Below are 12,935 nucleotides of genomic sequence, written 5' to 3' on the forward strand. Positions count from 1 at the left end.
GCGATGTTCTACTGGCTGATGAAGTACGTGGTGATCGGCCCGATCGTGAAAGCGATCTGGCGTCCCTGGGTCGTCGGCCGTCGCAACATCCCCGTCGAGGGCGCGGCGATCCTCGCGAGCAACCACCTCTCCGTCAGTGACTCCGTCTTCCTGCCGCTCATGATCGACCGGCCGATGTCGTTCCTCGCCAAGAGCGACTACTTCACCGGCAAGGGGCTCAAAGGCTGGGCGACCCGCATGTTCATGAAGGGCACCGGGCAGATCCCGATCGACCGCTCCGGGGGCAAGGCGTCCGAGGCATCCCTCAACACCGGCCTCCAGGTTCTCGGCCGTGGTGATCTGCTCGGCATCTACCCCGAAGGCACCCGCAGTCCCGACGGCAAGCTGTACCGCGGCCGCACCGGCATCGCACGGATGGCCCTCGAGGCGCATGTGCCGGTGATCCCGGTCGTCATGGTCGACACCGACACGATGATGCCGATCGGCCGCACCGTGCCGCGGATCGTGCGGGTCGGCATCGTCATCGGCGAGCCGCTGGACTTCTCCCGCTTCGCCGGGATGGAGGGCGACCGGTACATCCTGCGCTCCATCACCGACGAGATCATCGTCGCGCTGCAGCGTCTCGGCGAGCAGGAGTACGAGGACGTGTACGCCTCGTCGGTGAAGGATCGCATCCCGGCGTCATAGGGCGTCGAGTGGTGTTTTCACGCCGATAGACTGGGCGGATGCCTCAGCAGCTCGACCCCCTGGACCACTGGCGGACTCTGCCTATCAAACAGCAGCCCGCGTGGCCCGATGCAGACGCGGTCGCGGCCGTCTCGGCTGAGATCGCCTCGCTGCCGCCGCTCGTCTTCGCGGGCGAGGTGGACAACCTGCGCGAGAAGCTCGCCCGGGCCGCCTCCGGCCGTGCCTTCCTCCTGCAGGGCGGCGACTGCGCCGAGACCTTCGCCGGTGCGACGGCCGAGCAGATCCGCAATCGCATCAAGACGGTGCTGCAGATGGCGGTCGTGCTGACGTACGGCGCGTCGATGCCGGTCGTGAAGATGGGCCGCATGGCGGGCCAATTCGCCAAGCCGCGCTCCAGCGACTCCGAGACCCGCGGCGACGTCACGCTGCCGGCGTACCGCGGCGATATCGTCAACGGCTACGACTTCACCGAGGGCTCGCGCCGGGCCGATCCCGCGCGACTGCTCAAGGGGTACCACACCGCGGCATCCACCATCAATCTGATCCGCGCGTTCACGCAGGGTGGCTTCGCCGACCTGCGCGAGGTGCACTCCTGGAACAAGGGCTTCGCGCAGAACCCGGCCAACCAGCAGTACGAGCGCCTCGCGAACGAGATCGACCGCGCGATCAAGTTCATGGAGGCGGCCGGCGCCGACTTCGACGAGCTCAAGCGCGTCGAGTTCTACACCGGTCACGAGGGCCTGCTGATGGACTACGAGCGCCCGATGACGCGGATCGACTCGCGCACCGGCACGCCGTACAACACCTCGGCCCACTTCGTGTGGATCGGGGAGCGCACGCGCGACCTCGATGGTGCGCACATCGACTACTTCTCGAAGATCCGCAACCCCATCGGCGTCAAGCTCGGTCCCTCGACCTCGCCCGACACCGTGCTCGAGCTGATCGACAAGCTCGACCCCGAGCGCGAGCCCGGACGCCTGACCTTCATCACGCGGATGGGCGCGGGCAAGATCCGCGATGCACTGCCGCCGCTGCTGGAGGCCGTCCGCGACTCGGGCGCGACGCCGCTGTGGGTCACCGACCCGATGCACGGCAACGGCATCACCACACCGACCGGCTACAAGACGCGTCGCTTCGACGATGTCGTCGACGAGGTGCGCGGCTTCTTCGAGGCGCACCGCGTCGCGGGAACCTTCCCCGGCGGCATCCACGTGGAGCTGACCGGCGACGACGTGACCGAGTGCCTGGGCGGCTCCGAGGAGATCGACGAGGCCGCGCTGGCGACCCGGTACGAGTCGCTGTGCGACCCGCGCCTGAACCACATGCAGAGCCTGGAGCTCGCCTTCCTCGTGGCCGAGGAGCTCGAGAAGCGCTGACCCTGAGGCGGGGTGCCGTAGCGGCATCCACTCCTCCCCGGGGTGACGGTGCTGTAGCGGCATCCACTCCTCCCCAGAACGGCCTCGCCCGGATTCCCGGCGGGGCCGTTCCGGCGTTGTGCGTCCGCCCCATCCCCTCGCGAGCTCACAAGAAGTGCGCGCTTGCGGGGGCCAAAACGGGCACTTCTTGTGAGCTCGCGAGGGGGAGGAGCTGTGGACAACGCCGGTTGGCTGCGGCGGGCATCGACAGGATCGGGGGATGCCTCGATGTGCACAGCTTCCGGACGGTCTCCACGGTGCGTCGTTCACGCGAGCGGAGGCGTTTCGCCAGGGTGTCACCCGGCGCCGGCTGGAACGGGTGGACGTCGCGCGGCCGTTCCACGGCATCTACGCGAACGGAGTGGACCTCTCGGATCTGGCCGAGCGGTGCCTCGCCCTTCAACACGTGTTTCGAAAAGAGCACTGGGTGAGCCACGTGACGGCGGCACGACGATGGGGGATGCCGCTGCCCTATCCGGAATCTCCATCGGAGCCCGTCCACGTCATCGCGCTCGGGAGTCATCGCCGGCTGCGTCGCGGAGGCGTCGTCGAGTGGGAGACCGACGACGCGGCGCTCCCGCGGACCATGCTCGGGCTCACACCGATCATCTCGCCCGCAGACGTCTGGGCGCAGCTGTCGATGCCCGGCGCGCTCGGACCGCACCCGCCGATGAGTCCGGAGTGGCTGGTCGCTGTCGGAGACTTCATCCTCAGTGGGCCGCGTGCGGTGCCTCGGAGACCGCTCGCCACGCTCGCGGAGCTCGAAGCCGCGCTGGCCCGTCGGCAGGGCAAACGAGGCGTCAAAGCGCTGCGCTGGGCGCTCGAGCGTGTCCGCAGCCCCGTCGACTCCCCACCCGAGACCTTTCTCCGACTGGGGCTGATGGAGCATGGCCTGCCCGAGCCCGAGGTGCAGCCTGTTGTCCGCACCTCGGCGGGTGACCGCCACGCGGATCTCGGTTTCCTGGAGGCGCGGCTCCTCTTGGAGTATCAGGGAGACGGGCACCGGACGTCGCGGTCGCAGTGGCGCGAGGACCTCACGCGCACCCAACTGTTCGAGGATGCCGGCTACCGGGTCATCGCCGTCACCGCGGACGACCTCGGCTCGGGGCTCCGCGCGCTCGCCCAACGCGTTCGTCGAGCACTGGCGGGCGCGCGCTTCGCGCCCTGACCAGCACGCGAGCTCGCAGAAAGTGCGCGGCCGGATCCCCTTGAGCGCGCCACTTCTGTGAGCTCGCGAGATTGGGGAATCGGCCGGTAGCGAGAGCTTGAGCGCGCCACTTCTGTGAGCTCGCGAGAACCAGCGAACGGCTCGAGGGACTAGAACGCGCCCTTGATCCGCAGGGAGATGACGGTGTTCTTGGGCTGCTGCGAGCCGCCCTCGGGCTTCTGGCCCTCCACCGAGGTCGCGGAGTCGACCACGACGTCCCACAAGGTGTTGTACTCGACCTTGAATCCGGCATCCGTGAGCTTCTTCTTCGCGGCGTCGCGCGTCAGCCCGACCACGTCCGGCACGGGGAACAGCGGCGGCCCCTTCGACACGATGAGCGTCACCGTCTCGCCGGGGGCCCACGACCCGCCACCCTCGCGGTCGGCGATGCCGATCACGTTGCCGCTGTCGATGTCGTTGCTGAAGTCCTCGATCGTCGAGTCCGAGACCGCGAGATTCACGCTCTCCAGGATGCTGGTGGCGCTGCCGACGCTTTCGCCCGTAACGGCGGGCACCGGGCCGACCGAGACGGACAGGGTCGCGGAATCGCCCTGGTGCGCGGTACAGGCGTTGGAGCAGTCGAGCACGGTGCCGTCAGACTTCTGCGTGACCGAAACTCCGATCACCGTGCCGGATGCGGCATCCGTGAAGAACTGCAGGTCGGGGTCGACCACCGTGAGCTTGAGCCCGGTCAGGGTCTCGCGGGCCTGGTCGGCCGTCATCCCGGCGAGCACCGGGATGTCCTGCGACTGCGGACCCTGCGAGATCAAGACCGCGATCGTCGTGTTCTTCTCGACTCGCGTGCCCGGGTCGGGGTCGGTGCCGACCGCGAGACCCGCGGCCACCTCAAGACTGAACACGTCGCGCTGCTCGGCGATGAGGCTCTGCGCGCCCAGGATCTCCTGGGCCTCCGCGAACGACTTGCCGTCGACGGAGGGCACCGCCACCAGCGACCCCGGTCCGGAGCCGAACCACCAGCCGAGACCGGCCGCCAGCGCGGCCAGGATGACGACGATCGCGAAGAGCCAGCCGCCCTTGACCGCGCGGCGCCGTGTCCGGGTGCGCAGGCGCGTGGCGTTGTCGACGGTCTCGGCCTCCACGATGGGCGCCGTGATGGTCGAGGGGAGGACCCGGGTGAGTTCGCCCGAGTCGATGCCGTCGTCGACCGTGGGGCCGTTCGCGGCCACGGTGCGCGCGACCTGCGGGGTGATCCCGAGCTCGCGCTCGATCTCGCGCAGGCGGTGCAGCATCTCGGCCGCGTCGGAGGGTCGATCGTCCGGTGCCTTCTCGGTCGCCCACAGGACGAGCTCATCGAGCGACTCGGGAACGCCGGGGTTCTTGACGCTGGGTCGGGGGACCGAGTCGGTGGCGTGCTGGAATGCGATCTGCATCGGCTGCTCGCCCTTGTACGGCTGCTCGCCGACGAGCATCTCGTACAGCATGATGCCGAGCGCGTAGATGTCGCTGCGGGCATCGGCGGTGCCGCGGGTCACGAGTTCTGGGGCGAGGTACGCGATCGTGCCGAGCAGCATCTGGCCCGTCGCGGTGTTCGCGGTGGTGGCGCGCGCGAGTCCGAAGTCGCCGATCTTGATGCGGCCGTCCTCGGCCAGCAGTACGTTCTCCGGCTTCACATCGCGGTGCACGATGCCGCCGCGGTGGGCGGCGGCGAGCCCGGAGAGCACGGCATCCATGATCGTCACGGTCTGCGGGATCGTGAGCCGGCGCTGCTCGCGCATGAGCTCGCGCAGGGTGATGCCGGGCAGGTACTCCATGACGAGGTACGCCATGTCACCGTCCTGGCCCTGATCGAACACGTTCACCACGTGCGGATCGGCCAGACGGGCGGCCGCACGGGCCTCCTGGATGAACCGGCTCTGGAACACGGAGTCGTCGCTCAAGTGTCCGTGCATGACCTTGAGCGCGACGCGGCGCTCGAGTCGCAGGTCGGTCGCGACGTACACGGTCGCCATGCCGCCGCGCGCAATGCGCGCGCGCACCCTGTATCGGCCGTCCACCAGACGGCCGATCAGCGGGTCGGCCTGCTGACTCGTGCTCACGTTGAGAGTCTACGGACGCTCCGGGCACCCACCTGGCAGCGGCTCACCCTCCGTGACCGCCTCGAGACCTTGTCAACCCAACGCGGCGAGCCACGCGAACGACGGCTGCTCCCACTGGGCGTAGCGATCGGGGTACGCGGAGATCTGCACCGCTTGTGCCGCCTGGGCATACGTCATGCCCTGCCAGCCCGGGATGTCGAGGAGCCCGCGGGTGCGGTAGCCGTTGGGGTCGGACGCCCCGCCATAGAACGCACGCGTCGCTCGTGCGGCATCCCGCACTTCCGCGTCGGTGCCCCAACCGGTGCTCGGGCGCTGCTGGAAGAGACCCAGCGAGTCGCGGTCGCCCCAGTCGAGGTTGCGCAGCCACGATTCCTGCATCGCGGTGCCCAGGGCGATCGCGATCCCGCGCTCGGGGACGCCGAGTTCGCGGCCGATGCGGATGATCAGCTGCGCGTTGGCGGACTGCTCGGCGTCGAGAGCCACGGATGCCGCAGGCGCGGGCGCCGCGGCCGGTGCCGGTGCCGGTGCGGCCGCCGCGCCGGGGATGGTCAGCGTCTGGCCGGGGTAGATGATCGACTCGCGGGACAGTCCGTTGGCGCTGAGCACAGCTGCTGTCGTCACGCCGTGGCGCTGGGCGATCGCACTGATGGTGTCGCCCGCGCGGATCGTGTACGCGGCGCCGGTCGCGGCCACCGGAACCATCGCGGGGGGTGCCGCCGGGGCGGGTGCGGGAGCCGGGGTCGACGTGGCGGCGCCCGGGATCGCGATCTTCTGCCCCGGGTAGATGATCGAGGACCACCCGAGTCCGTTCGCGGAGAAGACGGCTGCGATGCTGACGCCGTTGCGTCGCGCGATCGCGCTGATGGTGTCACCGGCGCGCACGACATCGACGACGGCGGCGGCTGCGACCGGGGCGGGTGCGGCCGGGGCGGGTGCGGCCGGGGCGGGCGCCGCAGCAGCGGCACCGCCGACGAGCACCAGGACTTGACCGGGGTAGATGATCGACTTCCAGCTGAGGCCGTTGAGCGTGAGCACGTCCACCGTGCGCAGCCCGTAGCGGGCGGCGATCGAGCTGACCGTGTCGCCGCGCTGTACCGTGTGCGTCTGCGGAGCGTTGGCGGTGGGCAGCATCCTCACGACCGGCAAGGACGCCGGGATGACGGGGGCGAGCGTGCGCGGCAGGTGGGCAGCGCCATCCCGAGTCGCCTCGGCCGCATGTGCGGGGCTCGCCGTCAACGACAGCGCGATGGAACCGACGATCAGTGCGGGCACGCCGGCGCTGAGGGCGCGCGGAGGTGGAGCGCTGGTGCCGAAACGCAGAATTCCGTTGGATTGCCGCACGAGTTCCCCCTCAGTTGACTGTCAAAACCGTGTCACGGATGTCAACTAGTGTCAACCAGTGTTATACGCGGTGCTTATGTGAACAGTGTGGCCAAAGTGATTTCGGAGCAGGGTCCGCGGGGCTCCGGCAAAGGTGAGATAGTTGCTGAGTGACCGGAGACAGCACCCCGCGAACCGTGACCGACTGGCTGACCATGCCTGAGCTCGTGGAGGCGCTTGGTGAACCAATCAGCCGCGTCCGACGGCTGCTCGACGACAAGCACCTCATCGGTGCCCGCCGCGACGGCGTGTTCGCGGTCCCGTCGGTCTTCATTCTCGACGGCCATCCAATCGCTGCCCTGCGCGGCACGATCATCGTCTTGAACGACGGCGGCTTCTCCGACGAGGAGGCCATCGACTGGCTCCTCGACTCGGACGAATCCATCGGGATGCCGCCGATCGAGGCGTTGCGCGCCGGACGCAAGTCCGAAGTGCGCCGGGTCGCTCAGACCCTTTAGTCGAGCCCGCCGCCGATCCGCACGCGCGGACAGCGGCCGAGGGCGCGACGCGATGCAGGTCAGGCCGTGCGTGCCGTCGCGGCCCGTGCGAGATCGCGCAGCTCGCCGACGGCGGCGTTGCCCAGTCGTGCCCCCGAGAGGGCGCGATCGGCGCGCGTCGCATAGTCGGTGATGAGCGCCTCCACGCGATCCAGCGCGCCGGAGTCGACGATCGTCCGCTGCAGCGCGGCGATCTGGTCCGTCTCGAGGGTCGCGTCGCCGATGAGTTCGTCGAGCAGGCGGCGCGCCGAGAGCGAGAGGTTCTCCCGCGCGTACGCGATGAGGACGGTGCGCTTGCCCTCGCGCAGGTCGTCGCCGGACGGCTTGCCCGTCACGGATTCGTCGCCGAACACACCGAGGACGTCGTCGCGCAATTGGAACGCCATGCCGAGCGGATGCCCGAACGCGGTCAGTGCGGACAGCTGCGCCTCGTCGCCGCCAGCGAGGGCCGCTCCGATGGTCAGCGGCTGCTGCACGCTGTAGCGGGCCGACTTCAGCGACGCGACGCGCAGTGCGCGCTCGGCGTGCCGCTCATCCGGCTCGGTGCTGAAGGCGGACTCCTCCGCGACATCCAGGAACTGCCCGATCGTGACGCCGCGGCGCATCGCCGCATACTCCGCTCTGGCCACCACGGCGGCCGTCGCTGCGGGGGCGTGCGAGAAGCCGTCCTCGGCGAGGTCGTCGCTCCAGGCGACGAGCAGATCGCCGAGCAGGATCGCGCCGGACCGGCCGAACGCCGCGGCATCTCCGACCCATCCGGCGGAGCGGTGCATGGCCTCGAGCGCGCGATGCGCGGCCGGGTTGCCGCGCCGGGTGTCGGAGTTGTCGATCAGATCGTCGTGGACGAGTGCTGCGGCGTGGAAGACCTCGAGCGCGGTCGCGACCGAGATCACGTCGGCCGCGGGGGAGGCTGGGGGACGGGATGCCTCGGCGACGGCTCGCCATCCGGCCAGGCAGAACCGCGCCCGGAGCCTCTTTCCACCGCTCACGGCGGACGCGCCTGCGTCGATCAAGGCGGCCGCTTCCGGCCCCCAATCGGCTGCTTCGGCGCGCTGCGCCGACAAGAAGATGTCGAGACGCTGGGAAACCGCCTCGATCGAATCCAGAGTCGCTGACACGGGCCTAGCCTAGTGATCGACGGCACGCGTAGACTTGTGACGTCTTTGGATATGGGTCTTGGACATAGAGGGGGATGCATGCCACTCTCCGAACAGGAGCAGCGTCTGCTGGATGAGATGGAACGCCATCTCATGCACAACGACGCGGACGTCGTCAGCGCGCCGCGCGACGGACGCACGCTCAGCTATCGCAACATCGTCTACGGCACTGTTCTCGTGCTCGTCGGTCTCGGTGCCCTCATCGTCGGGGTGTCGATTCCGCTCGTCGTCGTCGGTGTCATCGGCTTCATCGCGATGCTCTCCGGAGTCGTGCTCGCCGTCACCCCGACGCGTGCCGCGTTGCGGGTCGTCGAAGAGCCCGGTCGTCCCACCAAGGCGAAGGCGCCGTCATCCTCTTCGTTCATGGACCGCATGAACGACCGATGGGACCGTCGTCAGGATGACCGCTGACCTCCTGAACCACTGAACTGCGCGGTCCGCCGCGCCCCAGCCTTTCGAGCACCGACCTTCGGGTCGGTGCTCTTTTTTGTGCCCGAACGTCGGCCCCAAGCCGGCCACGACTCCTGTCGATGAAACGCGTCGGAGGGCGCTGGGGGAGCGTTTGCCCTGTTCGGGGAGTGAAGTGATAGCAAAGTGGAGGGAAGTGGAGTAAAGTGGCGGACACAAACCCGGGGGGCCGGCGGAGGGGGTGGTGGCATTGCTATTGGGCACGCACACTCCCAAGCTCGACGACAAAGGCCGCGTCATCCTCCCGGCAAAGTTCCGTGATGACCTCGGTGCCGGCATCGTCGTCACCCGTGGTCAAGAGCGTTGCCTCTACGTGTTCAGCACGGAGGAATTCGAGCGGGTACACGAACGGATTCGCGAGGCGCCGCTCTCCAACAAGCAGGCCCGCGACTTCCTGCGCATGTTCCTCTCCGGCGCCAGCGCCGAGAAGCCCGACAGCCAGAACCGCATCACGATCCCTCCCGCGCTGCGCACGTACGCGGATCTGGGTCGCGATCTGGTCGTGACCGGCGTCGGCGCCCATGCCGAAATCTGGAATGCGGATGCGTGGAACGCATACGCCGAAGGAAACGAAGACAGCTATTCCGAGATGGAGCAGGAGGTGATCCCGGGCTTGTTCTGACTCCTCGATCGTGATCTCCCGCCGCTCGCGCCCTGACACACTTCCCCGGTGTCTGGTCGGAGCGGATGGAGATCAGGGTCGAGGAGATCCGCCCCAACATCATGGAACCCCGCGACATTCACACTCCCGTTCTGCTCGAGCGCTGCGTCGAGCTGCTCGCCCCTGCCCTCGCCGCCGACGGCGCCGTCTTCGTCGACGGCACGCTCGGCATGGGCGGCCACTCCGAGGCGTTCCTGGAACGCTTCCCCGGACTCCAGCTGATCGGCCTCGACCGGGACCTCGACGCCCTCCGCATCGCAGGGGAGCGGCTCTCCCGCTTCGGCGACCGGGTGCACCTCGTGCACACCGTGTACGACGGCATCGCCGAGGCCGTCGTCGACGCCGGGTTCACCGCGGTGGACGGCATCCTGTTCGATCTCGGCGTCTCCTCGCTGCAGCTCGATGTCGCCGACCGCGGGTTCGCCTATGCGCAGGACGCGCCGCTGGACATGCGGATGGACCAGAGCACGGGTACGACCGCCGCCGACATCCTCGCCACCTACGGTGAGGGAGATCTGCGCCGCATCTTCGAGCGCTACGGCGAGGAGAAGCTCGCCGGCCGCTACGCCCGCGCGATCATCGCCGCGCGCAACGAAGCGCCGATCGACCGATCCGGACGACTCGTCGACATCCTGCAGGCGGCGACGCCCGCCGCACTCAAGCAGGCGGGGCATCCCGCCAAGCGCGTCTTCCAGGCGCTGCGCATCGAGGTCAATCGAGAGCTGTCGGTGCTGGAGCACACCATCCCGGCCGCGCTCTCGCAGCTGCGGGTCGGTGGACGCATCGTCGTCATGTCCTACCAGTCGCTCGAGGACCGCCTCGTCAAGCGCGAATTCGCACGCGTGACCGCCTCGACCGCCCCCGCGGGACTCCCGGTCGAACTGCCCGAGCACGCGCCGCGCTTCCGGCTCCTGGTCAAGGGTGCCGAACTCGCTTCCCCCGAAGAGATCGCCCGCAACCCGCGTGCCACCCCCGTGCGGCTGCGCGCCGCTGAACGACTGAGGGAGGACGTGTGAGCACCGCAGCGCGTCCGCTGACCACCGTCGCACCCCTTCGCGGACCACAGGATGCCCCGGCCCGCCGTCTGCGCGCGCTGGAGGGCACGGCCCGCCGCCGTCGCCCGCGGCTCGCCTACGGCATCATCGCCCTGGCCGGCGCGTTGCTGATCGGCGGCACCCAGATGGGACTGTCGATCCTCACGACTCAGGGATCGTACGAACTGGCGACTCTCGCCGCGCAGCAGCGCGAGCTGACGTGGAAGAAGCAGATCCTCTACGACGACGTCGCAGGGCTCAGCTCGCCGCAGTACCTGGCCGCCAACGCCGCGGCCCTCGGCATGGTCATCAACGAGTCGCCGAGCTATCTGCGACTCAGTGACGGGGCGATCCTCGGCACGGGCCAGGCGGCACTCGGCGCCTCCTCGATCGATGCGATCGGCCGAGGATCCGTCCCCAACGCCCTCATCACCGACACGCCGCTCGTGACCGCGCCGGGCGCGACAATCGAGGGCGCGCCCGTGGTCGCGGAGGATGCGCCCCCGGGCGAAGCGGTCAACACGCCGCCGCCCCTCACCGACGGTCTACCGACCCCGAGCACACACTGAGGCCATGACCACCAGAGCAACGCGCAGCCCGCGCCGCCGCACGGTCGTCGCCCTGGCCGTCGTGCTGGCGGTACTCGCCGGCTTCATCGTCCGACTGGTCGACATACAGGTCGTCAGCGCCGAGGAGTACAACGACCAGGCGTCGTCGTACAGCCTCGGCGCGTCCCGCACCCTCTATGGCTCGCGCGGATCGATCACGGACGAGAACGGTCAAACCCTCGCCGGCAGCGTGCTGGAATACGACTGTCAATTGGACCCGCTGCTGATCACGCAGATCGACGAGCTCGTCGCCGAGAAGAAGTCCAAGGACGACCCGTGGAGCGTGGCATCCGGCAAGATCGCGACGATCACCGGTCAGACCGCAGAAGACGTGCAGAAGATCGTCGCCGACGCGATCGCGAACGATCCGTCGACGCAGTACGCCGTGCTGAAGCGAGGCCTGAGCACGGAGCAGTACCGCGACCTCATGGCGCTCGGCGCCCCCTACACGTCCTACATGTCCTGCCCGCAGCGTCCCGCCCGTACGTATCCGGATGGAGCCGTCGCCGGCAACATCGTCGGCTTCATGGGGGTGGACGGCGACCCGCTCGCGGGTCTCGAGATGAGCCAGAACTCCTGCCTCGCAAGCACGAACGGGTCGCTCACCTTCGAAAAGGGCAAGTACGGAGTGACGATCCCGGGTACTGAGGTGTCCAAGCCCGCGGTCGACGGCGGCACCCTGCAGCTGACGATCAATCGCGACCTGCAGTGGTACCTGCAGCAGCTCGCGGCCGAGCAGGGCCAGAACATGGGTGCCAAGCGGGTCACGATCACTGTCGAAGAGGTCAAGACCGGGAAGATCCGCGCTGCGGCGGAGTGGCCGACCGTCGACCCGAACAACGTCGACGCCTCCACCGTCGAGGATCGCAACAGCTCGATCTTCACGGGCACGTTCGAGCCGGGCTCGACGTTCAAGGCGCTCACCGCGGCAACCGTCATCGATGCGGGCGGCCAGAGTCCTACTTCCACGGTCGTGGCATCCAGCCAGGAGACGTTCGCGAACGGAGCGCGCGTGCGGGACGCCTTCGTGCACCCCGCCTACGACTACACGCTCGCCGGAGTGCTCATCGACTCGTCGAACGCCGGCATCTCGAAGTTCAGCGAGAGGGTCAACAAGGAGACCCGGTTCGACTACTTCCAGAAGTTCGGCATCGGGCAGGGCAGCGCGATCGACTTCGTCGGTGAGCTCCGCGGCGACCTGCGACCGGCCACGCAGTGGGACAACCAGACGATGTACAACACGTCGTTCGGACAGGGACTCACGACCACGGTCCCTGAACTCGTCGGTGCGTACTCGGCGATCGCGAATGGCGGCACACGGATGCCGCTGTCCCTCGTCGAATCATGCACGAAGGCGGACGGCACCGTCGTCGAGCCGGAGCTGCCCGAGCCGACGCAGGTGATCAGCCCCGAGTCCTCCGCCCAGGTGCGTCAGCTGCTCGAGAACGTCGCGCTGCAGGCCAACTACAGCAAGCAGATCGAGATCCCGGGGTACCGCCTCGCGGTCAAGACGGGCACCGGTGAGAAGACCGACGGCAACGGCGGCTACAAGCAGGGGCTCTACTTCACGACCATGATCGGGTTCGCGCCGGCCGACGACCCGCAGTACGTCGTCGCCGTCACGTTCGACGAACCCACTGCGGTAAGGTCGTCTGCGGCCAACGCGCCGGCGTTCCAGAAGGCGATGACGCAGGTCCTCAAGACCTACCGCGTCATGCCCTCCACGTCGCAGGCAACGCTGCTCCCCAAGTTCGGGTGAGCCTG

12 protein-coding genes are annotated in these 12,935 nt (G+C 68.7%); 9 read left to right on the top strand and 3 right to left on the bottom strand.

Features of this window, described 5'->3' with window-relative positions; translation table 11 throughout:
• Positions 1-3: 3 nt before the first annotated feature.
• The 3 genes from ASD65_RS00455 to ASD65_RS00465 all read left to right on the top strand — a co-directional run bounded on the left by ASD65_RS00455 (position 4) and on the right by ASD65_RS00465 (position 3,270).
• On the top strand, positions 4-687 hold the full coding sequence (locus tag ASD65_RS00455; RefSeq protein WP_056216938.1) for a lysophospholipid acyltransferase family protein: 684 nt from the start codon (positions 4-6) through the stop codon (positions 685-687).
• A gap of 38 nt (positions 688-725) precedes the next feature.
• On the top strand, positions 726-2,063 hold the full coding sequence (locus tag ASD65_RS00460; protein WP_056216940.1) for a class II 3-deoxy-7-phosphoheptulonate synthase: 1,338 nt from the start codon (positions 726-728) through the stop codon (positions 2,061-2,063).
• 259 nt (positions 2,064-2,322) lie between these two features.
• Positions 2,323-3,270, top strand: a complete 948-nt coding sequence (locus ASD65_RS00465; RefSeq protein ID WP_156378755.1) for a hypothetical protein — start codon at positions 2,323-2,325, stop codon at positions 3,268-3,270.
• Positions 3,271-3,419: 149 nt separating this feature from the next.
• Here the strand turns inward: ASD65_RS00465 and pknB are convergent, their stop codons facing one another.
• Positions 3,420-5,366 carry a Stk1 family PASTA domain-containing Ser/Thr kinase gene (gene pknB, locus ASD65_RS00470; protein ID WP_056216947.1) on the bottom strand — a complete coding sequence of 649 codons (1,947 nt, stop codon included), beginning with the start codon at positions 5,364-5,366 and terminating at the stop codon, positions 3,420-3,422.
• A gap of 72 nt (positions 5,367-5,438) precedes the next feature.
• Positions 5,439-6,638, bottom strand: a complete 1,200-nt coding sequence (locus ASD65_RS00475) for a LysM peptidoglycan-binding domain-containing protein (protein WP_156378910.1) — start codon at positions 6,636-6,638, stop codon at positions 5,439-5,441.
• Positions 6,639-6,883: 245 nt separating this feature from the next.
• On the opposite strand from ASD65_RS00475, the gene ASD65_RS00480 reads away from it, so the two are divergent.
• A complete protein-coding gene (locus ASD65_RS00480; RefSeq protein ID WP_442922429.1) occupies positions 6,884-7,204 on the top strand; it encodes an Rv2175c family DNA-binding protein in 321 nt (106 codons plus the stop codon).
• Positions 7,205-7,263: 59 nt separating this feature from the next.
• Here ASD65_RS00480 and ASD65_RS00485 read toward each other — a convergent pair whose 3' ends face one another.
• On the bottom strand, positions 7,264-8,361 hold the full coding sequence (locus tag ASD65_RS00485; protein WP_056216950.1) for a polyprenyl synthetase family protein: 1,098 nt from the start codon (positions 8,359-8,361) through the stop codon (positions 7,264-7,266).
• Between the two features lie 78 nt (positions 8,362-8,439).
• Between ASD65_RS00485 and ASD65_RS00490 the strand changes: the two genes are divergently transcribed.
• The 5 genes from ASD65_RS00490 to ASD65_RS00510 all read left to right on the top strand — a co-directional run bounded on the left by ASD65_RS00490 (position 8,440) and on the right by ASD65_RS00510 (position 12,930).
• Positions 8,440-8,811, top strand: coding sequence for a DUF3040 domain-containing protein (locus tag ASD65_RS00490; RefSeq protein WP_056216953.1), 372 nt, complete (start codon positions 8,440-8,442; stop codon positions 8,809-8,811).
• A gap of 247 nt (positions 8,812-9,058) precedes the next feature.
• Positions 9,059-9,490: a division/cell wall cluster transcriptional repressor MraZ gene (mraZ, locus tag ASD65_RS00495; protein WP_056224325.1), complete on the top strand. Its 432-nt coding sequence runs from the start codon at positions 9,059-9,061 to the stop codon at positions 9,488-9,490.
• Between the two features lie 65 nt (positions 9,491-9,555).
• On the top strand, positions 9,556-10,545 hold the full coding sequence (gene rsmH / locus ASD65_RS00500; protein WP_056216956.1) for a 16S rRNA (cytosine(1402)-N(4))-methyltransferase RsmH: 990 nt from the start codon (positions 9,556-9,558) through the stop codon (positions 10,543-10,545).
• Complete coding sequence (locus ASD65_RS00505; protein ID WP_056216958.1) at positions 10,542-11,132, top strand: hypothetical protein; 591 nt, start codon at positions 10,542-10,544, stop codon at positions 11,130-11,132. Before rsmH ends, ASD65_RS00505 begins: the two co-directional genes overlap by 4 nt.
• A gap of 4 nt (positions 11,133-11,136) precedes the next feature.
• On the top strand, positions 11,137-12,930 hold the full coding sequence (locus ASD65_RS00510) for a peptidoglycan D,D-transpeptidase FtsI family protein (RefSeq protein ID WP_056216961.1): 1,794 nt from the start codon (positions 11,137-11,139) through the stop codon (positions 12,928-12,930).
• The last annotated feature ends 5 nt before the right edge of the window (positions 12,931-12,935 follow it).

This window comes from Microbacterium sp. Root61, assembly GCF_001427525.1.
Taxonomy (GTDB): Bacteria; Actinomycetota; Actinomycetes; order Actinomycetales; family Microbacteriaceae; genus Microbacterium.